At 68.4% G+C, this 21,061-nt stretch carries 20 protein-coding genes and 2 pseudogenes; 10 read left to right on the top strand and 12 right to left on the bottom strand.

Going from position 1 to position 21,061, the window contains the following annotated elements:
• Window positions 1-366 (top strand): PUA domain-containing protein (locus JWP65_RS13430; RefSeq protein ID WP_367280511.1); only part of this gene is annotated, 366 nt, incomplete at its 5' end.
• On the opposite strand, the gene JWP65_RS13425 is transcribed toward JWP65_RS13430, so the two are convergent.
• On the bottom strand, window positions 363-890 hold the full coding sequence (locus JWP65_RS13425) for a CNP1-like family protein (protein ID WP_299764505.1): 528 nt from the start codon (window positions 888-890) through the stop codon (window positions 363-365). The two genes, JWP65_RS13430 and JWP65_RS13425, sit on opposite strands and share 4 nt — an antisense overlap.
• A gap of 13 nt (window positions 891-903) precedes the next feature.
• Window positions 904-1,536 carry an RNA pyrophosphohydrolase gene (locus JWP65_RS13420; RefSeq protein ID WP_299764503.1) on the bottom strand — a complete coding sequence of 211 codons (633 nt, stop codon included), beginning with the start codon at window positions 1,534-1,536 and terminating at the stop codon, window positions 904-906.
• Window positions 1,537-1,629: 93 nt separating this feature from the next.
• On the opposite strand from JWP65_RS13420, the gene JWP65_RS13415 reads away from it, so the two are divergent.
• Window positions 1,630-3,375 (top strand): proline--tRNA ligase, encoded by a 1,746-nt coding sequence (locus tag JWP65_RS13415; protein WP_299764501.1) that lies wholly within the window; start codon window positions 1,630-1,632, stop codon window positions 3,373-3,375.
• A gap of 30 nt (window positions 3,376-3,405) precedes the next feature.
• A pseudogene (locus tag JWP65_RS13410) lies at window positions 3,406-3,936 on the top strand (transglycosylase SLT domain-containing protein); the annotation flags it as partial.
• 168 nt (window positions 3,937-4,104) lie between these two features.
• Here the strand turns inward: JWP65_RS13410 and JWP65_RS13405 are convergent.
• From JWP65_RS13405 to hemA, 5 genes are all read right to left on the bottom strand, one after another.
• A complete protein-coding gene (locus tag JWP65_RS13405) occupies window positions 4,105-5,100 on the bottom strand; it encodes an AAA family ATPase (RefSeq protein ID WP_299764499.1) in 996 nt (331 codons plus the stop codon).
• Between the two features lie 152 nt (window positions 5,101-5,252).
• Window positions 5,253-5,582, bottom strand: a complete 330-nt coding sequence (gene grxD, locus JWP65_RS13400) for a Grx4 family monothiol glutaredoxin (protein ID WP_299764497.1) — start codon at window positions 5,580-5,582, stop codon at window positions 5,253-5,255.
• A 35-nt stretch (window positions 5,583-5,617) separates the two neighbouring features.
• The gene (prmC, locus tag JWP65_RS13395; RefSeq protein ID WP_299764509.1) at window positions 5,618-6,424 is read right to left on the bottom strand and encodes a peptide chain release factor N(5)-glutamine methyltransferase; all 807 of its coding nucleotides are present in this window, start codon (window positions 6,422-6,424) and stop codon (window positions 5,618-5,620) included.
• Between the two features lie 14 nt (window positions 6,425-6,438).
• Window positions 6,439-7,536: a peptide chain release factor 1 gene (gene prfA, locus JWP65_RS13390; RefSeq protein ID WP_299764494.1), complete on the bottom strand. Its 1,098-nt coding sequence runs from the start codon at window positions 7,534-7,536 to the stop codon at window positions 6,439-6,441.
• A gap of 105 nt (window positions 7,537-7,641) precedes the next feature.
• A complete protein-coding gene (hemA, locus tag JWP65_RS13385) occupies window positions 7,642-8,913 on the bottom strand; it encodes a glutamyl-tRNA reductase (protein ID WP_299764492.1) in 1,272 nt (423 codons plus the stop codon).
• Between the two features lie 61 nt (window positions 8,914-8,974).
• On the opposite strand from hemA, the gene JWP65_RS13380 reads away from it, so the two are divergent.
• Genes JWP65_RS13380 through queF form a run of 4 tightly spaced genes read left to right on the top strand, consistent with a single transcriptional unit; the run spans window position 8,975 to window position 11,803 of the window.
• On the top strand, window positions 8,975-9,253 hold the full coding sequence (locus JWP65_RS13380; RefSeq protein ID WP_299764490.1) for a hypothetical protein: 279 nt from the start codon (window positions 8,975-8,977) through the stop codon (window positions 9,251-9,253).
• Window positions 9,254-9,267: 14 nt separating this feature from the next.
• Window positions 9,268-10,044 carry a peroxide stress protein YaaA gene (gene yaaA / locus JWP65_RS13375; RefSeq protein WP_299764488.1) on the top strand — a complete coding sequence of 259 codons (777 nt, stop codon included), beginning with the start codon at window positions 9,268-9,270 and terminating at the stop codon, window positions 10,042-10,044.
• On the top strand, window positions 10,041-10,904 hold the full coding sequence (locus JWP65_RS13370) for a 2OG-Fe(II) oxygenase (protein WP_299764486.1): 864 nt from the start codon (window positions 10,041-10,043) through the stop codon (window positions 10,902-10,904). The genes yaaA and JWP65_RS13370 overlap by 4 nt, the downstream gene beginning before the upstream one ends.
• Window positions 10,905-10,957: 53 nt before the next feature.
• Window positions 10,958-11,803: an NADPH-dependent 7-cyano-7-deazaguanine reductase QueF gene (queF, locus tag JWP65_RS13365; protein WP_299764484.1), complete on the top strand. Its 846-nt coding sequence runs from the start codon at window positions 10,958-10,960 to the stop codon at window positions 11,801-11,803.
• 89 nt (window positions 11,804-11,892) lie between these two features.
• Here queF and JWP65_RS13360 read toward each other — a convergent pair.
• From JWP65_RS13360 to argH, 4 genes and pseudogenes are all read right to left on the bottom strand, one after another.
• Window positions 11,893-12,568, bottom strand: a pseudogene (locus tag JWP65_RS13360) (enoyl-CoA hydratase-related protein).
• A gap of 99 nt (window positions 12,569-12,667) precedes the next feature.
• The gene (locus JWP65_RS13355; RefSeq protein ID WP_299764507.1) at window positions 12,668-13,876 is read right to left on the bottom strand and encodes a DNA polymerase IV; all 1,209 of its coding nucleotides are present in this window, start codon (window positions 13,874-13,876) and stop codon (window positions 12,668-12,670) included.
• Window positions 13,877-13,941: 65 nt separating this feature from the next.
• On the bottom strand, window positions 13,942-15,090 hold the full coding sequence (locus tag JWP65_RS13350) for an alpha-hydroxy acid oxidase (RefSeq protein WP_299764482.1): 1,149 nt from the start codon (window positions 15,088-15,090) through the stop codon (window positions 13,942-13,944).
• Between the two features lie 274 nt (window positions 15,091-15,364).
• Window positions 15,365-16,756, bottom strand: coding sequence for an argininosuccinate lyase (gene argH / locus JWP65_RS13345; protein WP_299764480.1), 1,392 nt, complete (start codon window positions 16,754-16,756; stop codon window positions 15,365-15,367).
• Between the two features lie 103 nt (window positions 16,757-16,859).
• On the opposite strand from argH, the gene JWP65_RS13340 reads away from it, so the two are divergent.
• Genes JWP65_RS13340 through JWP65_RS13330 form a run of 3 tightly spaced genes read left to right on the top strand, consistent with a single transcriptional unit; the run spans window position 16,860 to window position 19,896 of the window.
• The gene (locus JWP65_RS13340; protein ID WP_299764478.1) at window positions 16,860-17,900 is read left to right on the top strand and encodes a sensor histidine kinase; all 1,041 of its coding nucleotides are present in this window, start codon (window positions 16,860-16,862) and stop codon (window positions 17,898-17,900) included.
• Between the two features lie 16 nt (window positions 17,901-17,916).
• Complete coding sequence (locus JWP65_RS13335) at window positions 17,917-18,657, top strand: LytTR family DNA-binding domain-containing protein (RefSeq protein ID WP_299764476.1); 741 nt, start codon at window positions 17,917-17,919, stop codon at window positions 18,655-18,657.
• 48 nt (window positions 18,658-18,705) lie between these two features.
• Window positions 18,706-19,896, top strand: coding sequence for an AI-2E family transporter (locus tag JWP65_RS13330; protein WP_299764474.1), 1,191 nt, complete (start codon window positions 18,706-18,708; stop codon window positions 19,894-19,896).
• Between the two features lie 50 nt (window positions 19,897-19,946).
• Here the strand turns inward: JWP65_RS13330 and JWP65_RS13325 are convergent.
• The coding region (locus JWP65_RS13325) for a phosphoenolpyruvate carboxylase (protein WP_299764472.1) at window positions 19,947-21,061 on the bottom strand (1,115 nt) is incomplete at its 5' end.

The following is a 21,061-nucleotide window of genomic DNA, read 5'->3' as shown; positions in this document are numbered from 1 at the left end:
GAGATCATCGGCACGCTGCTGGTGGCGCCGACGCAGAAAAGCCAGGCCCGCAAGCGCTGGATGGCGGACCACCTGCAGCTGCGCGGGTCCGTGTCGGTGGACACCGGCGCGGCCGCGAAGGTGCGTTCGGAAGGCAAGAGCCTGCTGCCGATCGGCATGACGGGCGTGGAGGGCGACTTCGCCCGCGGCGACGTGATCGCCGTGCGCGATCCCTCAGGGCTGGAGATCGCGCGCGGTCTGGCGAACTACGCTTCGGGCGAGGCGCGCATCCTGTGCCGCAAGCCATCGAGTGAAATCGAGAAGTTGCTCGGGTACACCGCGGAGCCCGAGATGATCCATCGGACCAACCTCGTCGTCACCCGTTAGCGATTCACGCCGCCGCGCTCGAAGCGGTTCGCGACCGGCGCGCGCAGGTCGGAGACGATCTGGGTGGCGTTGCCGTTGACGCCGCGGCCCACGCAGACCCCGTTGCGTGCAATGTACAAGCTGTGGCGCGAATTCGGCGTGGACTGCAGCGCCTGCCACTCGACCTTGGTCGCCGGCACCCAGCCGCTGTTCGGGTTGTGCCGCGCGTAGACCTTCACGTCGCCGCCTTCGCAGCGGATGCCCTCGTACATGGCATTGACCGTGCCGCTGCTGCTGGTGGCCACGACGACGTAGCGCACCACGCGGTCGGCGCCGACCCGGATCGATGCGGGATCGACGCCGAAGCGCAGGGCGGTGCCGGGCACGTCCAGCGGGATGAGCCCTTGCGTACGCACCGCGGGTGGCGGCGGTGCTTCCACTTCCTGCCAGTCGGGGTTGCCCGTGTCGGCACCGAAGGTGACTTTCGGCGAGGAGCAGCCGACGACGACGCCGGCCAATGCCAGCGCCAGGATCCAGCGAAACATGTTTTCCCTTGGCTCAGGACGACTGCGGTCGCCCTTGTGGATTCGGTTCGAAGGTGGCGCCGGGTGGGAGTTCCATTCCCGGGCCGGGCATCGGCATCGCGTGCGCGTCGTGCGGACCGTGTTCGTTCTCGCGCGTGCGCATGCCGCTGCGCAGGTAGCGATTGCGGTGGTCGTTGCGGGGCAGGTAGCGCGCCAGCTCGCGCAGCGCCATCTCGTACACGCCGCGCTTGAACTCGACCACCACGTCGAGCGGAACCCAGTAGTCGTTCCAGCGCCAGGCGTCGAATTCGGGGTGGTTGGTAGCGCGCAGGTTCAGGTTGTGGTCCTGGCCGATCAACTGCAGCAGGAACCAGATCTGCTTCTGGCCCTTGTAGTGGCCGCGGGCGTCGCGCCGGATGTAGCGTTCGGGGACTTCATAGCGCAGCCAGTCGCGGGTGCGCGCCACGATGCGCACATGCTCCGGCATCAACCCGACTTCCTCGTGCAGTTCCCGGAACATCGCCTGTTCGGGGCTCTCGCCGCGGTCGATGCCGCCTTGCGGAAACTGCCAGCTGTGTGTCCGGATGCGCTTGCCCCAGAACACCTGGTTTTTCAGGTTGAGCAGGATGATGCCGACGTTAGGGCGGAAGCCGTCCCGGTCAAGCATAATCAGACCCCAAATCTTTGAACTGAGTTCATTATGCACGGCGCTCCTGCGCGCTGGAAGGGCTCAGCTGACTCCACCTCCCCACCCATTTTGATGAGAGCCTCGCAGTTCCTGATTTCCACGCTGAAGGAAGCGCCCGCCGATGCCGAAGTCGCCAGCCACAAGCTGATGATGCGGGCCGGCATGATCAAGAAGCTCGGTGCCGGCATCTACACGTACATGCCGATGGGGCTGCGCGTGATCCGCAAGGTGGAGGCGATCGTGCGCGAGGAGATGAACAGCGCCGGCGCCGTCGAACTGACGATGCCCGTGGTGCAGCCCGCGGAACTCTGGCAGGAGACCGGCCGCTTCGACAAGATGGGCCCCGAGCTGCTGCGCATCCGCGACCGGCACGAGCGAGACTTCGTGGTGCAGCCCACCAGCGAGGAAGTCGTCACCGACATCGCGCGCCAGGAACTCCGCAGCTACAAGCAGCTGCCGAAGAACCTGTACCAGATCCAGACCAAGTTCCGCGACGAGAGAAGGCCGCGGTTCGGCCTGATGCGCGGGCGCGAGTTCATCATGAAGGACGCGTACAGCTTCGACCGCGACCAGGACAGCGCGAAGAAAAGCTACGAGACGATGGCGCAAGCCTATCGCCGGATTTTCGATCGCTTCGGTTTGCGTTATCGCGCTGTTGCCGCGGACAGCGGCGCCATCGGCGGCGACCTCTCGGAAGAATTCCAGGTGATTGCCGCCACCGGCGAAGACGCGATCGTCTACTGCCCGGAGAGCGAGTACGCGGCCAACATGGAAAAGGCGGAAGCACTCGCGCCCGCCGGCCCGCGTCCCGCCGCGAAGCAGCCGATGCGGAAGGTGCCGACGCCGGGCAAGAGCACGTGCGAGGACGTCGCCAAGCTGCTGGACGTGCCGCTCGCCACGACGGTCAAGTCGCTCGTGCTGGCGACGGAGCAACTCGATGACAAGGGCACGCCCGTCAAGACGCAGGTGTGGCTGCTGCTGGTGCGGGGCGACCACGACATGAACGAGATCAAGGCCGGCAAGGTGCCGGGCCTGGACGTCGGCTTCCGCTTTGCGACCGTCGCCGAGATCGAGGCACACTTCGGCACCAGGCCGGGATACCTCGGACCGATCGGCCTCAAGCAGCCTGTGAAGATCGTCGCCGACCGCGAAGTGGCGCTGATGGCGGACTGGATCTGCGGCGCCAACGAGGAAGGCTTCCACGTCACCGGCGTCAACTGGGGTCGCGACCTGCCCGAGCCGGATGCGGTGGCGGACCTGCGCAACGTGGTCGAAGGCGACCGGTCGCCGGACGGCAAGGGCAAGCTGGCCATCGAGCGCGGCATCGAGGTCGGGCACATCTTCTACCTGGGCACCAAGTACAGCAAGGCGATGCAGGCGACCTTCCTCGACGAGGACGGCAAGCCGAAGGTGTTCGAGATGGGTTGCTACGGCATCGGCGTCACGCGCCTGCCGGCCGCGGCCATCGAGCAGAACCACGACGAGCGCGGAATCATCTGGCCGGACGCGATCGCGCCGTTCACCGTGGTGGTGTGCCCCATCGGCATGGACCGCAGCGCGGAAGTGAAGGCGGCCGCGGAGAAGCTGCACCAAGAACTGGCCGCGGCGCGCATCGACGTGATGCTCGACGACCGCGGTGAGCGGCCGGGCGCGATGTTCGCCGACTGGGAACTGATCGGCGTGCCGCATCGCGTGGTGATCTCCGACCGCGGCCTGAAGGAAGGCCAGGTCGAATACCAGCATCGCCGCGATGCCGCCGCGACCAGGCTGTCGGTCAACGAGATCGCCGCCTTCCTCAAGGGGCGGCTCGCGGCGTGATCAAGCGCAGGGCCCTCGGGCCGGCGCTTGCCGGTGCCGGAGTTCGGCGACATCGATACCCGCCTGAAATACCTGCGCTGGCTGGGCGCCATGAGCAACCGGCTGCAGCGGCGCAAGACCGACTGGACCGAGCGCAAGGAATTCCTGCAGACCGTCTGGTACGAGAGCAGGCGTGCGGGGCTCGACACCGGGCTGGTGCTGGGGCTGATCCAGGTGGAGAGCGCATTCCGCAAGTTCGCCGTGAGCCCGGTGGGCGCGCGCGGCTACATGCAGGTGATGCCGTTCTGGACGCGCGTCATCGGCAATGGCGATCCGTCGGCGCTGTTCCACATGCAGACCAACCTCCGCTTCGGTTGCGTGATCCTGCGTCACTACATCGACCGCGAACGCGGCGACTTGTTCATGGCGCTGGGCCGCTACAACGGCAGCCGCGGACGACCGCAGTATCCCAACGCCGTGTTCGGGGCGGCGAAGAACTGGGAGTGGAAGGAACATGGCCCGGCGGAGGTGTCGCCGGTACCGCGCATGCCGGCGGAGCGGGTGCCGGGCGGGCCGTCGTAATCGTCATTCCCGCGCAGGCGGGGAGAGGACCGTCATTCCCGCGCAGGCGGGGGATAGCACCGTCATTCCCGCGCAGGCCGGGATAGGACCGTCATTCCCGCGCAGGCGGGAATCCAAAGCTTCCGCTTTCCTGAACGCCTTGGGTCCCCGCCTCCGCGGGGATGACGCTTACTGCACGAACCCGATCTTCGTCTTGCCCGCGCTGCACTTCGGCAGGTCTTCGGCTTCGATGCACTCGCGCTGCGCAAGGCGCGCATTGCCGAAGCCCGTCATGAGCGAGCGCCGCATTTCGCGCGGCGCCAGTTCGGCCAGGCAGTCCAGCACGTCGTCGCCGGGCTCTTCGTCGAAGCGCTTGCCCCACGCGTGGTCGGCGCGGATGCTGCGATAGAGGTTGCGGGCGATCGCGCGGGCCTGTTCCAGCGACGGTGCTTCGATCTCGAACACGTTCATGCGGTTCAGGATCGGCTCCGGGATGCAGCGCTCGTCGTTGGCCGTCATGATCCAGATCACCTGGCTGGCATCGATCGCCACCTCGGCGAATTCGTCCATGAAGGACTCGGCGGTGTCGTGTTCCAGCAGGCCGTACAGCGAGCCCAGCGGGTCGTACTGCGCGTCGGCACTGGCCTTGTCGATCTCGTCGACCACCACCACCGGGTTCGCGTACTGGCCGTCCACCAGCGCTTCGAACACCTTGCCCGGCTTGGCGCCCTTCCATTGCGACGAGGCGCCGGACAGCAGCCAGCCCGCCGTCATGGAGCTCATCGGAACCAGGCTCATGCCGGTGCCCAGCAGTTCGGCCACGTGGCGCGCGAAGTGGGTCTTGCCGATGCCGGGCGGGCCGAGCAGCAGCATGGGGGTGATCTCGATGCCGTCGCCCGAGTCCTGGGCCAGCGCCACATGGCGCTTCAGGTCGTCGAGCGCCTCGCTGAAGTTGGGCAGCTGCTCGTACAGGCCGGCCATTTCGGGAATGCCGCTGGGCTTGACCTGGAAGCGCTCGGGACCGCGTTCGAGCATGCGTTCGTAGGTCGACCGCAGGTTCTCGTGCTCCCGCGCCGACAGCTTGGCGAGCTTGCGCTCCACTTCATGCGGCCGGAAGACGTTGCGCAGGTTGGCGATCGGCAACTTCAGGCTGGAGCCCTGGGGAACGAGACTTCGCGATTGCATCGACCTCTCCTTGACGACTTGTGCTTCATTCCAGCATAGGCGGCAGAGGCAGGCAACCGATTGACGCTCGTTCGTACGAGCTTGTCAGCAGGAGTCGACAGTGGACGCGGGAACGGCGGCTGTTGGCAGTCGCCGTGGGGGAGTGCTGACGCTCAGGACTGTTGCGGGGTGCCAAGCACCTGCTGCAGTTCCCCGCTCTGGTACATCTCCATCATGATGTCCGAGCCGCCGACGAATTCGCCGCGCACATAGAGCTGCGGGATGGTCGGCCAGTTGCTGTATTCCTTGATGCCCTGGCGGATGCCGTCGTCATCCAGCACGTTCACGGTCTTCAGTTGCTTGGGGTCGACGCCGCAGGCCTTGAGGATCTGGATGGCGCGGCCGGAAAAGCCGCACATCGGGAAACTGGCGTTTCCCTTCATGAACAGCACGACCTCGTTGTTCTTGACGAGTTCGTCGATGCGTTGCTGGGCGTCACTCATTGCGGTATCTCCTGGGCACTGACTATTGAGGCGGATTATCCCAGTTCAAGCCGCCGGCCGCCGGAGCAGCGGGCGATGCCCGCCAGGTCCTCGCGGCTGGCGACCTCCGTCAGCCCCGCCGTTGCCAGCAGCGCGCGTACCGCTTCGGCCTGGTCCCAGCCATGCTCCAGGAGCAGCCAGCCCCCCGGCCGCAGGTGCGCGAACGCCGCTGCCGTGATGGCGCGCAGGTCGTCCAAGCCGTCCGGGCCGGCCACCAGCGCCTCGACCGGCTCGTGGCGCAGCGCCGGCAGGTGCGGGTCGCCGGCGGCCACGTAGGGCGGGTTGCTGACGATCAGGTCATAGCGGCCGGAGCCCTGCAGCCAGTCCGCCTGGCGGAACACCACCGGCAGGCCCAACCGGGCGGCGTTGGTTCGCGCCACATCCAGCGCCGCGGCGCTGCGGTCGACGGCCTCCACCTGTGCGGCGGGCAGGGCGTGCTGGATCGCCAGCGCGATCGCGCCGCTGCCGGTGCCCAGGTCGATCACCCGGGGAGCGGCCTTGTCGCGCAGCAATTCCAGGGCCCAGTCGACCAGCGTCTCGGTGTCCGGCCGGGGCACCAGGACCCGCGGGTCCACGTGCAGGCCGAGCCCGAAGAACTCCTTGTGCCAGGTCAGGTAGGCGACCGGCTCCCCGTCCAGTCGCCGCCGGCAGAGCGCGTCGAAACGCTGCTGCGCCTCCGCTGACAGCGGCTCGTCGTCATGCGCGATGAGCCAGCCGCGCTGCGCGCCCGGGCGCCCCAACACGTGCAGCAGGAGCAACTGCGCATCCATGCGGTCCAGCCCCTGGGTCGCCGCCTGCGTCATCGCCTGGGCCAGGTTCAAGCGCGCCCGGCGCCCATGCCGACCTCGAGTTCTTCCAGCTGCTCGGCCCGCCGCGCCAGCAGCAGGGCCTGCACGACCTCGTCCAGGTCCCCTTCCATGACCGCGGCCAGCTTGTACAGCGTGAGGTTGATGCGATGGTCCGTCATGCGGCCCTGCGGGAAGTTGTAGGTGCGGATGCGGTCCGAGCGGTCGCCGCGGCCGATCAGGCCCTTGCGCGTGGCGGCTTCCCTGGCGGCGCGCTCGCTGCGCTCCTTCTCCTGGATGCGCGCGACGAGCACCTGCATCGCCTTGGCCTTGTTGCGGTGTTGCGAGCGGTCGTCCTGGCACTCGGCCACGATGCCGGTGGGCAGGTGGGTAATGCGCACCGCCGAATCGGTCTTGTTCACGTGCTGGCCACCGGCGCCGGAGGCGCGGTAAGTGTCGATGCGCAGGTCGGCCGGGCTGATCTGCACGGCCACCGCCTCGTCCGGCTCGGGCAGCGCCGCCACCGTGCAGGCGCTGGTGTGGATCCGGCCCTGGCTTTCGGTCGCCGGCACCCGCTGCACGCGATGGCCACCGGACTCGAATTTCAGCTTGCCGTAGGCGCCGTGGCCCACCACCCGGATCACCACTTCCTTGTAGCCGCCGACTTCGCCGTGGCTTTCGCTGATGATCTCGGTGCGCCAGCCTTGCTGCTCGGCGTAGCGGGTGTACAGGCGCAAGAGGTCGCCGGCGAACAGCGCCGACTCGTCGCCGCCGGTGCCGGCGCGGATTTCCAGGAAGGCATTGCGCACGTCGTCCGGGTCGCGTGGCAGCAGCAGCGCCTGCAGCTGCGCCTCCAGCCCGGGCAGTTCGGCCTCGGCGGCGGCGACTTCCTCGCGCGCCATCTCGGCCATCTCCGCGTCCTCCATCATCTCGCGCGCCTGCGCCAGGTCCTGCTCGCGCTGCAGGAAGCGGCGGTAAACGTCGGCCACTTCGCTCACCTCGGTGCGCTCGCGGCCCAGCTCGCGGTAGCGCTCCATGTCCTGCACCACCTCCGGCTGCGACAGGAAAAAGTCGAGCTCCTGCAGGCGGACCGGGAAGCGCTCGAGCTGGTGGCGTAAAAAGGGTTTCATTGCTCGGCTGTCATTGCGGGCTCGACCCGCAATCGATGCGGCGCCGGCGAGGGGATGGATGCCGGGGCTAGCCCGGCAAGACAAGTTGGGGGCGCTCGGCCCCAGCTAACGCTCTTTGCGCAGGAAGAAGTGCTCGATCGCCTGGCTGGCGCGCTGGCGCGCCTCGGCGTCGCCGCCGTGCAGTTCGGCCATGGCGCCGTGCAGCATCTTCTGGGTCAGGCCCCGGGACAAGGCCTCGAGCACCGCATCGACGTCCTCGCCCTTGGCCAGCAGCTTGCGGGCGCGGGCGATCTCGGCGCCGCGCCATTGGTCGGCCTGGGCGTTGAGCTGCTGGATCAGCGGGACGGCGCCGCGCTGGTCGACCCAGTGCAGAAAGCTCTGCACGCCGGCGTCGATGATCGCCTCGGCCTGCGCCACCGCGGCCTGCCGGTTGGCATGGCCGGTCTGCACCACGTGGGCCAGGTCGTCCACCGTGTACAGGTAGACGTCTTCCAGCTCCTTGACCTCGGGCTCGATGTCGCGCGGCACGGCCAGGTCCACCATGAACATCGGGCGGTGCTTGCGCGTCCTCAGCGCACTTTCCACGGCCCCCAGGCCGATGATGGGCAGCTGGCTGGCGGTGGAGCTGACCACGACGTCGAACTCGTGCAGGCGCGAAGGCAGGTCGGCCAGCCGCAGTACCTCGCCGCCGAAGCGGGCGGCCAGCTTCTCGCCGCGCTCCAGCGTGCGGTTGGCCACCGCGATCGACTTGGGGTTCTTCGCCGCGAAGTGGGTGGCGGCCAGCTCGATCATCTCGCCGGCGCCGACGAACAGCACCCGCACCTGGCCCAGGTCTTCGAACAGCTGGCTGGCCAGCCGGACCGCGGCTGCCGCCATGCTGATCGAGTGGGCGCCGATCTCGGTGGAGCTGCGCACTTCCTTGGCCACCGCAAAGGAGCGCTGGAACAGCTGGTTCAGCGTCGTGCCCAGGGCGCCGGCTTCCTCGGCGGCGCGCACCGCGTCCTTGAGCTGGCCCAGGATCTGGGCCTCGCCCAGCACCATGGAGTCGAGCCCGCTGGCGACCCGGAAGGCGTGGCGCGCGGCCTGGCCGTCCTGCAGCACGTAGGAATGGCTGCGCAGCAGCCCCGGGGCGACGCCGCCGGAGTGCGCCAGCCAGGCGATGGTGGGCTCCAGCTCGAGCCCGGAGCCGGCGCAATAAATCTCGGTGCGGTTGCAGGTCGACAGGATCGCGGCCTCGGCTCGGCGGCCGCGCAGGGGGGTGAAATTCTCCCGCAGCGACGCCAGCGTGGGACCGATCTGGTCCACGGCAAAGGCAAACCGGCCGCGCATGTCGAGCGGCGCGGTCGTGTGATTGATGCCCAATGCCCAGACTGCCATGACGGGGATTATAAAATTCGCCGGCGCATCCAGCACTTGGCCCACATCAAATCCCCCGCCTTTGAACACGCTCGCCCTCCTGCAACACCTGCCCGGCTTGCTGGCGCCGGCCCTTGCGGTCGCCCTGCTGGTCGCCCTGGGCGCCCGCGTCTTGCGTCCCAGCGGAGCGCCACGGCCCGGCTGGTGGGCCAGCGTTGCTATCAACTTTGCAGTGGGGGCGGCGGTCCTGGGCGCCGGGCTATGGCATTTCGGCCGCGACGGCAAGATGGCGACCTACCTGGCGCTGGTGGTCGCCGTGGCCACTTGCCAGTGGCTGCTCGGGCGCGGATGGCGGCGCTAGGATAATCCGCGACCATGCTGTTCCTGCTGTCGCCCGCCAAATCCCTGGACTACGAAACGCCGGTGGCCGAGTTGCCCCACACCCGCCCCGAGTTCGCTGAAGATTCGGCGCGCCTGATCGAGGTGTTGCGGCGCCAGTCGCCGCAGCAACTGGCCACGCTGATGGACATCAGCGACCCGCTGGCCAGCCTGAACGCGGCGCGCTTCCAGGCCTGGTCGGCCAGGTTCACCAGCCGCAACTCGCGCCAGGCGGTGCTGGCCTTCGACGGTGACGTCTACGACGGGCTGCAGGCCCGCCGGATGGCCGCGCCCGATCTGGAGTGGGCGCAGCAGCACCTGCGCATCCTGAGCGGCCTGTACGGCGTGCTGCGGCCGCTGGACCGGATGCAGCCCTACCGGCTGGAGATGGGCACGCAGTTGCCGGTGGACGGCGCGCGCAACCTGTACCAGTTCTGGGGCGGCCGCATCGCCGAGACCCTGAACCGCCAGCTGGCCGCCGACAAGACGCCGGTGGTGGTCAACCTCGCTTCCCAGGAATACTTCAAGTCGGTCGACCGCAAGGTGCTCAAGGCCAGGGTGGTCGACTGCGTGTTCGAGGAATGGAAGGGCGGCGGCTACAAGATCATCAGTTTCAACGCCAAGCGCGCGCGCGGCCTGATGGCGCACTGGGCGATCACCCGGCGGGTGGAGACGCCACGCCGGCTCGAAGCCTTCGACCTCGACGGCTATGCCTTCGATGGCGCCGCGTCGCAGGCCGACCGGCTGGTGTTCCGGCGGAGAATGCAAGCATGAGCACAACCGACGCCAGGCAGCAGGTCACGCCCGAGCTGCGCCAGTGGATCGTGGAACAGGCCGAGGCCGGCCACGGCGCCGACTCGGTGCTCAAGGCGATGCTGGCCTCCGGCTGGAAGGAAGACGTCGCGGTCGAGGCCATGGAGACGGTGTTGCGCGGCCACCTGGAAGTCCAGGCCGTGCAGCAGGGCCTACCGCCGGCCGTGCCGGTGCCGGATGCGCCCCTGGACGAATCACCGCTGTTCGTCGACGCCGGAGACCGCCGCGTGTGCGTGCTGCAGGCCATGGTCAATCCGCGGGTGGTGGTGTTCGGCGGACTGCTGTCGGACCAGGAATGCGACCAGCTGATCGCGCTGGCCAAGCCGCGGCTGGCGCGCTCGCTGACGGTCGCCACCCGCACCGGCGGCGAGGAAGTGAACGCCGACCGCACCAGCAACGGCATGTTCTTCCAGCGCGGCGAAAACGAGCTGGTGCGCCGCATCGAGCAGCGCATCGCGAAACTGGTGAATTGGCCCGAGGAAAACGGGGAAGGCCTGCAGGTGCTGCACTACACGCCGGGCACCGAGTACAAGCCACACTACGACTACTTCGACCCGGTGGAGCCCGGCACGCCCACCATCCTCAAGCGTGGCGGCCAGCGCGTGGCCACGATCATCATGTACCTGGCCGAACCGGACAAGGGCGGCGGCACGGTGTTTCCGGACGTGCACATGGAAGTGGGGCCACGGCGCGGCAACGCCGTGTTCTTCAGCTACGAGCGGCCCCATCCGGCAACCCGCACGCTGCACGGCGGCTCGCCGGTGCTGGCCGGCGAGAAGTGGATCGCCACCAAGTGGCTGCGTGAGCGGCGCTTCGAATAAGGGCATCGCCGGCGCCGCCGCAGCAGCGGGCCGTTCGGCGCGATGATTGCGACATGAATTCCCCGGAACAATCGCAGCTTGGCAAGGTGGTCCCGTTCGCGGACCGCTACGACCCGGAGCTGCTCTACCCCATGGCCCGCGCGCCCAAGCGGCAGGAGCTGGGCCTGGCCGGCGCGCTGCCGTTCTTCGGCGCCGACCTGTGGACCGCCTTCGAGCTGAGCTGGCTGAATCCGCGCGGCAAGCCGCAGCTGGCGATCGCCCACTTCACGGTGCCGTGCGAGACGCCCAACATCATCGAAAGCAAGTCGCTCAAGCTGTACCTGGGCAGCTTCAGCAACACCGTGTTCGCCTCGGCCGACGCGGTGCGCGAGCGGTTGCGCATCGACCTGGCCAAGGCGGCATGGCGCGGCTCGGGCGACGCGGGCAGCGTGGGCGTCAAGCTGGTGCTGCCGGAGCTGTTCGACCGCGAGCCGGTGCACGAACTGGACGGGCTCAACCTGGACCGGCTGGACGTCGAGTGCACCGAGTACAGCCCGAACCCGGAGCTCTTGCGCGCGGATTTCGACGAACCGCCGGTGCAGGAGGTGCTGACCAGCAACCTGCTGAAAAGCAACTGCCTGGTCACGGGCCAGCCGGACTGGGGCAGCATCCAGATCCGCTACGCCGGCCCGCAAGTGGAGCAGGGCGGCCTGCTGCAGTACCTGGTGAGCTTTCGCAACCACAACGAATTCCACGAGCAGTGCGTCGAGCGGATCTTCATGGACCTGTGGCGCCGCTGCAAGCCGACCCGGCTGGCGGTGTACGCGCGCTACACGCGGCGCGGCGGGCTGGACATCAACCCGCTGCGCACCAGCCACCCGATGGCGCTGCCGGCGAACGCGCGGACGGCGCGGCAGTAAGTCACCCTGTGACTGCGGGCCCGACCCGCACTCCGGTCCCGCGCTGCGCGAGGGCATGGATCCCGGGGCGAGCCCGGGATGACAGCCGCTCAAAGCTGGCGGAACGACCGCAGCGGCGCCAGTCCCGGGAACTCGCCGGCCCGCTTCTGCTTGATCGAGGCGATCGCCTCGCCCACGTGCGCGGTGCTCCAGATCGCGCCTTGCAGCCAGCCCATCTGCTTGAGCGCATCGTCCACCGAGTGGTCGCGCGCATAGTGCAGCGCCTGCTTGGTGCCCCAGATCGCCACCGGCGGCTTGGCGCCGATTTCGGCGGCGCATTGCAGCGCGGCGTCCAGCATCGCCGGCTGCGAGTCGAACACCTCGTTGACCAGTCCATGCGCCAGGGCCCTGGCGCCGGCACACCATGTCGACCGCGCCGCCGATGCAACCGCCCCGGATGGCGGCGATCACCTGGATGCGCAGCGTCTCCAGCCTGGTGAGGGTCGCCTGCATGTCCGTCAGCAGGTCGAAGGTCGCCGCCCGGCCTTTCGCGCTGGTGTCGTCCATGGTGATGCTGCCGCCGAACGCGTCCAGCGCCATGCCGGCGGAGAAATGCTTGCCGCTCGACGAGATCACCAGCGCCCGCGCTTCGCTGCCCCGATGCAGCGTGGTCAGCACTGCATCCGGTTCGCGCCAGAACACCGGGCTCATGGTGTTCATGGCTTCGAGCCGGTTCAGGACCAGGTGGGTCACCTGGCTGGTGACGGTGAGATCGAACGACTGCATGGTCGGACTCCTTCGCCCCTGACTGCATCGAGATCCACCGACAAATCGCGCCGGCAGCGGCCGGCCGTGAATTCAATGCAGGTTGCGCGTCAGCGAGCCTCAACCGCCAGGTTGGTCGGCAAACAGGTCGGGCGTGTGCTGCTGCACGGCATGCGCCTGCGGGTCGACCTGGCCTTTCGCGGGCGGCGCCGGCTCCTCGCCGAGCTTGGCCAGCTTGCCGACGCGAACGCCCAGCAGCCGCAGCCGCGGGCCCAGGTCCACCCGCTTCAGGCACTGCCCGGCGGCTCGCCGGATGGTGGCCGCGTCGGCGGTGTAGTGGTCCAGCGTCTGGTCGCGGGTGGCGGTGCGGAAGTCGTCGTAGCGCAGCTTGATGCCGATGGTCTTGCCGACGTAGCCCTTGCGCCGCAAGTCTTCGGCCACCCGGCCGCACAGGTCGGTGAAGATGGCGCCGAGCTCCTGCCGGTCGCGCACCGCGTGCAGGTCGCGATCGAAGGTCGTTTCGCGGCTCATGGACACCGGCTCGCTTTCCACCACCACCGGTCGGTCGTCGCGGCCCCAGGAGGCTTCGTGCATCCAGCCGCCGTAGGCCTGGCCGAAGTTGTCGACCAGCCACTCGCGCGACTGCGCCGCGATGTCGCCCAGCGTGTGCAGGTGCAGCCGGTGCAGCTTTTCCTCGGACTTGGGACCGATGCCGTTGATCTTGCGCACCGGCAGCGGCCAGATCTTCGATTGCACGTCGGCCTCGTACACGATCGAGATGCCGTTGGGCTTGTCGAACTCGCTGGCCATCTTGGCGATCAGCTTGTTCGGCGCCACGCCGATCGAGCAGGTCAGGCCGGTGGCCTCGAAGATGGATTTCTGGATCAGGCGCGCCAGCACCCGGCCGCCTTCGCGCTGGCCGCCGGGCACGTCGGTGAAGTCGATGTAGACCTCGTCCACACCGCGGTCTTCCACCAGCGGCGCGATCTCGCGGATGATTCCCTTGAAGGCGCGCGAGAAGCGCCGCACCTGGTCGAAGTCGACCGGCAGCACCAGCGCCTGCGGGCACAGCCTGGCCGCCTTCATCATGCCCATCGCGGAGCCGACGCCGAACTGGCGCGCCGGATAGGTGGCGGTGGTGATCACGCCGCGGCCGACATAGTCTTTCAGCAGCGGGAAGGCATCGATGGGGATCTTCGCCAGCGGCAATCCGGCATAGCGGTCCAGCAGCAGCTCGTCCACCTTGCGCCGGCCGCCGCCGATCACCACCGGCAGGCCCTTGAGCTGCGGATAGCGCAGCAGTTCCACGGACGCGAAGAACGCGTCCATGTCGAGGTGGGCGATGCGGCGGATCCGGGTCACCCGCCCATTGTCCTATCCCGCCACGGTGACGGTCAGTAGCTGCCGGGCAGCAGGATGCCCTTGTCGACCTGGCGGATGTCGGTGCGGCCGCAAAAAGCCATCGACAGGTCGAGCTCGTTGCGGATGATGCGCAGCGCATGGTCCACGCCTTCCTCGCCCATCGCGCCCAGCCCGTACAGCATGGCGCGGCCGATGTAGGTGCCACGCGCGCCCAGCGCCACCGCTTTCAGCACGTGCTGGCCGGAGCGGATGCCGCCGTCCATGTGCACCTCGATTTTGCTGCCCACGGCATCGGCGATGGCGGGCAGGGCCGAGATCGAGGAGGCCGCGCCATCGAGCTGGCGGCCGCCATGGTTGGAGACGATCACGGCGTCGGCGCCGGAGTCGCGCGCCAGGTACGCGTCCTCCACGTCCTGCACGCCCTTGAGGATCAGCTTGCCGCCCCAGCGCTTCTTGATCCATTCGACGTCGGCCCACGACAGGCGCGGGTCGAACTGCCTGGCGGTCCATTCGGACAGCGAGCCCATGTTTTCCACGCCCTTGACGTGGCCGACGATGTTGCCGAACTGGCGGCGTTTCGTGCCCGCCATACCCAGGCACCAGCGCGGCTTGGTCATCAGGTTCAGGATGTTGGCCAGCGTCGGCTTGGGCGGCGCCGACAAGCCGTTCTTGATGTCCTTGTGGCGCTGGCCGAGGATCTGCAGGTCCAGCGTGACCACCAGCGCGGAGCAGTTGGCCGCCCGGGCCCGTTCGATCAGCGCTTCGATGAAGTCGCGGTCGCGCATCACGTACAGCTGGAACCAGAACGGGTGGCGGTCGGTGCCTGCTGCGATGTCCTCGATCGAGCAGATGCTCATGGTGGACAGCGTGAACGGGATGCCCGCCTTCTTGGCCGCCCGCGCCGCCAGGATCTCGCCGTCGGCATGCTGCATGCCGGTCAGGCCGGTCGGCGCGATCGCCACCGGCATGGACACGTCCTGCCCGACCATCGTGGTGCGGGTGGTGCGGCCTTCCATGTTCACCGCCACGCGCTGGCGCAGCAGGATCTTGTCGAAATCCGCCTCGTTGGCGCGGTAGGTGCTCTCGGTCCAGGAGCCGGAGTCGGCATAGTCGTAGAACATGCGCGGCACCCGTTTGCGGGCCAGGACGCGCAGATCCTCGATATTGGTGATCACTGGCAACGCGGTCTCCTCGTTTTAGTCTTGCCCGGAATCGTAGCGGTCGGCGGGGGGCGTTCGCTGAAAAATCTCTCGGTCGCGGAAATCGAGGGCGGTCTGGTTTGGCCCGCTCGGGCGCGCATTGCCGGCAAATCCGCGTGCGGGTGGGCTGCGGCGCGCAATCAGACAGGAGCGCCTGCGCAGTGAGTTGCGCCGCCGGGGCCGCGAGCCCGGACGCCCTGACGCGCGCCGCAGCCCACCCGCACCCGGATTTGCGGGACAGGGCGGTGCTGCGTTTTCAGCCCAATCTTGCCCGGTGCCGCGCAATCTGCGCCCGCACCTGCGCCGGCGCGGTGCCGCCCAGCGTGTCGCGGGCGTTGAGGGAGCCGCGCAGCGACATCACGTCGTACACGTCCTTCTCGATCGCCGGGTTGAATTGCTGCAGCACCGCCAGCGGCAGCTCGGTCAGGTCGCAGTTGTGCGACACCGCCGCCTTCACCGCGTGCGCCACCGTCTCGTGGGCGTCGCGGAACGGCAGGCCCTTCTTGACCAGGTAGTCGGCCAGGTCGGTGGCGGTGGCGTAGCCGCGCAGCGCCGCCTGCTCCATCGCCTCGGGCACGACGGTGATGCCGCCGGCCATCTCGGCGAAGATGCGCAGCGTGTCCTTGAGCGTGTCGACGGTGTCGAACAGCGGCTCCTTGTCCTCCTGGTTGTCCTTGTTGTAGGCCAGCGGCTGGCCCTTCATCAGCGTGATCAGCCCCATCAGGTGGCCGACCACGCGGCCGGTCTTGCCGCGCGCCAGTTCCGGCACGTCCGGGTTTTTCTTCTGCGGCATGATCGACGAGCCGGTGGTGAAGCGGTCCGCGATCTTGATGAAGCCGAAGTTCTGGCTCATCCAGAGGATCAGCTCCTCGGACATGCGGCTCACGTGCACCATCACCAGGCTGGCGGCGGCGGCGAACTCGATGGCGAAGTCGCGGTCGCTGACCGCGTCCAGCGAGTTCTGGCAGACGCCTTCCATCCCGAGCTGCTGCGCCACAAATTCGCGGTCCAGCGGATAGCTGGTGCCGGCCAGCGCCGCGGCGCCCAGCGGCAGCCGGTTGACGCGCTTGCGCACGTCCTGCATGCGTTCGTGGTCGCGGGAAAACATCTCCACATAGGCCAGCATGTTGTGGCCGAAGCTGACCGGCTGAGCCACCTGCAGGTGGGTGAAGCCGGGCATGACCACGTCCACGTTGTTCTCGGCCAGCACCAGCAGCGCCCGCTGCAGGTCTTCCAGCAGCGCCGCGATCAGGTCGATCTCGCCGCGCAGCCACAGGCGCACGTCGGTCGCCACCTGGTCGTTGCGGCTGCGGCCGGTGTGCAGGCGCTTGCCGGCATCGCCCGCCAGTTGCGTCAGGCGCGCCTCGATGTTCAGGTGGACGTCTTCGAGGTCCAGCTTCCATTCGAAGCTGCCGGCCGTGATTTCCTGCCGGATCTGCGCCATGCCCTGCCGGATCGCTGCCAGGTCGGCCGCCACCATCACGCCCTGGCGTTCGAGCATGATGGCGTGCGCCAGCGAGCCTTCGATGTCCGCCTGCCACAGCCGCTTGTCGAAGAAGACGCTGGCGGTGTAGCGTTTGACGAGGTCGCTCATGGGTTCGCTGAACAGCGCGGACCAGGCCTCGGACTTGTGATCGAGTTGACTCATAAAGGATGCACGGATGCGGAAAGGATGGGCTTTTGCGCCGATTCACCAAATAATGCGGGCCAAGGAGGCCCCGAGCAGGCACGCGCGCCGCGCCTGACGCCCGATGAACGATTCGCAACTATTATCCGCGTTCCAGGAACTGGGCCCCCAGCCGGCCCGGCAAAAGCGCGACCCGCGCGCGCTGGTGTTCGACGCCTGCCAGCTGGGCGTCGTCATCCGCGCGGTTCTGTTCGTGGAAGCCGTGATGGCGGTCGGCGCCATGTTCGGCGCCACCGGTTTCTTCGGCTGGCTGGAGCGGCTGGCCATGCTGAGCGGCGCCGCCTTGCCCGGCACCCTGGGCTGGCTGTTGATCGCCTGCTGCTTGAAGCGCCTGCTGGCCAGGCTGCCGCCGACGGCGCAACACGCATTCGGCGTCGCCCTCGGCGCCGTCTCCGGCCTGTACGGCTGCGGGCTGCTGGCGCTGGTCGCGCGTCCGCTGCAGGTGCCCTGGACGGCGTCGGCCTTCACCGGCGGGCTGCTGTCGGCGGCCCTGGTGGCCGCGCTGGCAATGCGGGCCAAGGGCCGCACACCGGCCGAAACCACCGCGCGGCTGGCGGAGCTGCAGGCCCGCATCCGTCCGCATTTCCTGTTCAACAGCCTCAACAGCGCCATCGCGCTGGTGCGCGAGGACCCGCGCCGCGCCGAGTCGCTGCTGGAGGACCTGAGCGAGCTGTTCCGGCACGTGTTGGTGGACCAGGGCGAATCCGTTACGCTGGCCGAAGAGGTGCAGGTGGCGCGCCGCTACCTGGCGGTCGAGGAGGTGCGGTTCGGCGAACGGCTGCGGGTGGAGTGGTCCATCGACGCGCTGGCTGGCAACGCCCGGGTGCCGGCGCTGTTCCTGCAGCCGCTGGTGGAGAATGCGGTCAAGCATGGCGTCGAGCCCAGCCCCACCGGCGCCGACGTGAAAGTGACCACCCAGCGCCGCGGCGGCGTGGTGGTGATCAAGGTCACCAACACGGTGCCTTCTGGGCAGGGACGGCCCGGCCACGGGCTGGCGCAGGACAACGTCCGCAACCGGCTGCGGCTGCTGCACGACGTGGAGGCGCAATTCCAGACCGCGCTGATCGACGGGCGGTACCAGGTACGGATGGAGGTTCCGGCATGAACAGGGGCACGCAACCATGGGTCTGAAGATGCTGCTGGTGGACGACGAGGCGCTGGCGCGGTCGCGCCTGCGCACGCTGCTCGCGGACTGCGCCGCGCCGGCCGCCGAGGTCACCGGCGAAGCCGCCAATGCCGCGCAGGCGATGGAGCACCTGCGGCGCCAGACCTTCGACGCCGTGCTGCTGGACATCCACATGCCGGGCGCCGACGGCCTGGCCCTGGCCGGCGTGCTGCGCGGGCTGCCGGATGCGCCGGCCGTGGTCTTCGTCACCGCCTACGCCGAGCACGCGGTGACGGCGTTCGACCTGGAAGCGGTCGACTACCTGACCAAGCCGGTGCGGCTCGAGCGCCTGCAGCTGGCACTGAACAAGGTGGAGCGGGCGGTGCAGGCCCGGCAAGGCGGATCGGAGGCCACCGAGCAGGAGGTGCTGGTGATTCAGGACCGCGGCCGCACCGAGCGTGTCCCAGTACTCGAAGTGCTGTATTTCAAGGCGGAGCTGAAGTACGTCACGGTCCGCACGGCCACCAGAAGCTATATTCTCGATGGTTCCCTGAGCGACCTCGAAGAGCGCCACGGCGGCCAGTTCCTGCGGGTGCACCGCAATGCGCTGGTGTCGCGGCGCGCGGTGCGCGCCCTGGAAAAGCATTTCGATCCGGAGGAAGGCGAAGGCTGGGCGGTCCGCCTGAGCGGCATCGACGAACTGCTCGCCGTGTCGCGGCGCCAGCTGAGCGCGGTCCGGGAAGCCCTTGCAAACTAGGCGCGTTCGTTCGTCACCGAGGCGGCGCGCCGCTGGACTGGGAAGCGATTGAAGCCCGAACAAACTGCCGACCCGTCGGAGATCGACGACCTGCCCCGCACGCCCGTGGACCCCAAGGGCGGCGCGCACGTGCTGCTGCACATGCCGCTCGACCGGCAAGGCGTCATCGTCGCCCTCATCACGTTGCTGGCGGTGCTGGCGGTGCTGGCCGTGCTGCGCTGGGCCAGCGGCTTTTTCATCCCGCTGATGCTGGGCCTGGTCTTCAGCTATGCGCTGTCGCCGGTGGTGGACTGGCTGCATCGCCGCAAGATCCCGCGCGCCCTCAGCGCCGGCGTGCTGATCCTGGGCATCCTGGGCGCGATGGGCGGCGCCGTCTACTCGCTGTCCGACGACGCCAATTCGCTGATCGATTCGATGCCCGATGTCGCCCGCAAGCTCAGCCGCGGCATCACCAAGAAGGCCAGCACGCCCGACACGACGCTGGAGACCGTGCAGAAGGCGGCCGACGAACTGCAGCGCGCGGCCGACCAGGCCGGCGCCGCCACGGCGCCGGCACGCGGCGTGTCGCGCGTGATCGTGGAAAAGCCCCGCTTCGACCTGCGCGAGTACCTCTGGTCCGGCACGATGGGGCTGGTCAGCATGCTGGCCCAGGTGGTGCTGGTCACCTTTCTCACGTACTTCATGCTGGTGTCGGGCGACACCTTCCGCCGCAAGCTGGTGAAGATCACCGGACCGGGGCTGGCGGAAAAGAAGCTGACGGTGCAGGCGTTGGACGAGATCAACGCGCAGATGCAGCGCTACTTGCTGGTGCAGCTGGTGGCCAGCGTGGGCGTGGGGCTGTGCACCGGCATCGCGTTCGCGATGATGGGCCTGAACCACGCGGCAGTCTGGGGCGTGGCCGCGGGCATCCTGAACCTGGTGCCCTACATCGGCTCCTTCGCCGTCACCGGCGGCGCCGCGCTGGGCGCCTTCGTGCAGTTCGGCGACATGGAGATGGCGCTGCTGGTCGGCGGCGTCTCGTTGCTGATCAACACCATCGAAGGCTACCTGCTGGTGCCGTGGGTGACCAGCAAGGCCAGCCGCATGAACCCGGTTGCGGTGTTCATCGGCGTGCTGGCCTGGGGCTGGTTATGGGGCGTGTGGGGGATGCTGCTGGGCATCCCGATCCTGATGGCCGTCAAGGCGGTGTGCGATCGCGTCGACAACTTGAAGCCGATCGGGGAGCTGTTGGGGACCTAGGGGCGAGGGTCTGGGGGTTGAGGTTGAGGTTAGGGGTGTTTCCCTAGCCCCTAACCCGTATTCCGCAACCCCGCCGCGATCCCGTTGATCGACAGGTGGATGCCGGTGCGGGCGCGTTCGTCGGCGCGGCCCTCGCGCCAGCGCCGCACCAGTTCCACCTGCAGGTGGTGCAGCGGGTCGATGTAGGGAAAACGGTGCCGGATCGAGCGCGCCAGCGCGGCGTTCGACGCCAGCCGCTGCTTCTCGCCCGTCACCAGCGCCAGCGCCTCCACGGTCCGCTGCCATTCGGCTTCGATGGCGCCGAAGATGCGGCGCCGCAGCCGCGCATCGGGCACCAGGCCGGAATAGCGCGAGGCCAGCGCCAGGTCGCTTTTGGCCAGCACCATGTCCATGTTGGACAGCAGCGCCCGAAAAAATGGCCACTGGCGGTACATCTTCTGCAGCAGCGCAATGGCTTCCTTGCGCTCCAGCCCGCCGCCGCCGTCGACGAAAGCCGCCACCGCGGCGCCGAAGCCGAACCACCCGGGCAGCGTCAAGCGGCACTGGCCCCAGCTGAAGCTCCAGGGCACGGCCCGCAGGTCCTCGATGGTCTGCGACGCCTTGCGCGAGGCCGGCCGCGAGCTGATGTTCAGCTCCGCGATTTCGCCGATCGGGGTGGCGGCGAAGAAGTAGTCGACGAAGCCAGGGGTCTCGTACACCAGCCCGCGGTAGGCCGCCATGCTGGCCTGCGACAGCGTTTCGGCCGCCTGCAGGAAGGCCTTGGTCGGCGGCTTGGGCGGCTGCAGCAAGGTCGCTTCCAGCGTCGCCGCGACCAGCGTCTCCAGGTTGCGCCGACCGATCTCGGCATTGGCGTACTTGGAGGCGATCACCTCGCCCTGTTCGGTCAGGCGGATCTGGCCGCGCACGGTGCCCGGCGGCTGCGCCAGGATGGCCTGGTAGCTGGGACCGCCGCCGCGGCCGACGGTGCCACCGCGGCCATGAAAAAGCCGCAGCTGGATGTTGTGGGAGTTCGCCAGGGTGTCGAACAGCTGCACCAGCGCGATCTCGGCGCGGTACAGCTCCCAGTTGCTGGTGAAGATGCCGCCGTCCTTGTTGCTGTCGCTGTAGCCCAGCATGATGTCCTGCTCGGCGCCCGATCGCTGGACCAGCTTGGCGATTCCGGGCA

This window comes from Ramlibacter sp., assembly GCF_028292805.1.
Classification (GTDB): Bacteria; Pseudomonadota; Gammaproteobacteria; order Burkholderiales; family Burkholderiaceae_C; genus Ramlibacter.
The sequence above is the reverse complement of the archived record's forward strand: the minus strand, read 5'-3'. Positions and strand labels throughout refer to the sequence as shown.

What these genes read in the sequence shown, in the direction of transcription:
- JWP65_RS13425 (WP_299764505.1), bottom strand. Translation starts at nt 890, where the DNA reads ATGTTTCGCTGGATCCTGGCGCTGGCATTGGCCGGCGTCGTCGTCGGC.
- JWP65_RS13420 (WP_299764503.1), bottom strand. Translation starts at nt 1,536, where the DNA reads ATGCTTGACCGGGACGGCTTCCGCCCTAACGTCGGCATCATCCTGCTC.
- JWP65_RS13415 (WP_299764501.1), top strand. Translation starts at nt 1,630, where the DNA reads ATGAGAGCCTCGCAGTTCCTGATTTCCACGCTGAAGGAAGCGCCCGCC.
- JWP65_RS13405 (WP_299764499.1), bottom strand. Translation starts at nt 5,100, where the DNA reads ATGCAATCGCGAAGTCTCGTTCCCCAGGGCTCCAGCCTGAAGTTGCCG.
- grxD (WP_299764497.1), bottom strand. Translation starts at nt 5,582, where the DNA reads ATGAGTGACGCCCAGCAACGCATCGACGAACTCGTCAAGAACAACGAG.
- prmC (WP_299764509.1), bottom strand. Translation starts at nt 6,424, where the DNA reads ATGACGCAGGCGGCGACCCAGGGGCTGGACCGCATGGATGCGCAGTTG.
- prfA (WP_299764494.1), bottom strand. Translation starts at nt 7,536, where the DNA reads ATGAAACCCTTTTTACGCCACCAGCTCGAGCGCTTCCCGGTCCGCCTG.
- hemA (WP_299764492.1), bottom strand. Translation starts at nt 8,913, where the DNA reads ATGGCAGTCTGGGCATTGGGCATCAATCACACGACCGCGCCGCTCGAC.
- yaaA (WP_299764488.1), top strand. Translation starts at nt 9,268, where the DNA reads ATGCTGTTCCTGCTGTCGCCCGCCAAATCCCTGGACTACGAAACGCCG.
- JWP65_RS13370 (WP_299764486.1), top strand. Translation starts at nt 10,041, where the DNA reads ATGAGCACAACCGACGCCAGGCAGCAGGTCACGCCCGAGCTGCGCCAG.
- queF (WP_299764484.1), top strand. Translation starts at nt 10,958, where the DNA reads ATGAATTCCCCGGAACAATCGCAGCTTGGCAAGGTGGTCCCGTTCGCG.
- JWP65_RS13355 (WP_299764507.1), bottom strand. Translation starts at nt 13,876, where the DNA reads ATGGACGCGTTCTTCGCGTCCGTGGAACTGCTGCGCTATCCGCAGCTC.
- argH (WP_299764480.1), bottom strand. Translation starts at nt 16,756, where the DNA reads ATGAGTCAACTCGATCACAAGTCCGAGGCCTGGTCCGCGCTGTTCAGC.
- JWP65_RS13340 (WP_299764478.1), top strand. Translation starts at nt 16,860, where the DNA reads ATGAACGATTCGCAACTATTATCCGCGTTCCAGGAACTGGGCCCCCAG.
- JWP65_RS13335 (WP_299764476.1), top strand. Translation starts at nt 17,917, where the DNA reads ATGGGTCTGAAGATGCTGCTGGTGGACGACGAGGCGCTGGCGCGGTCG.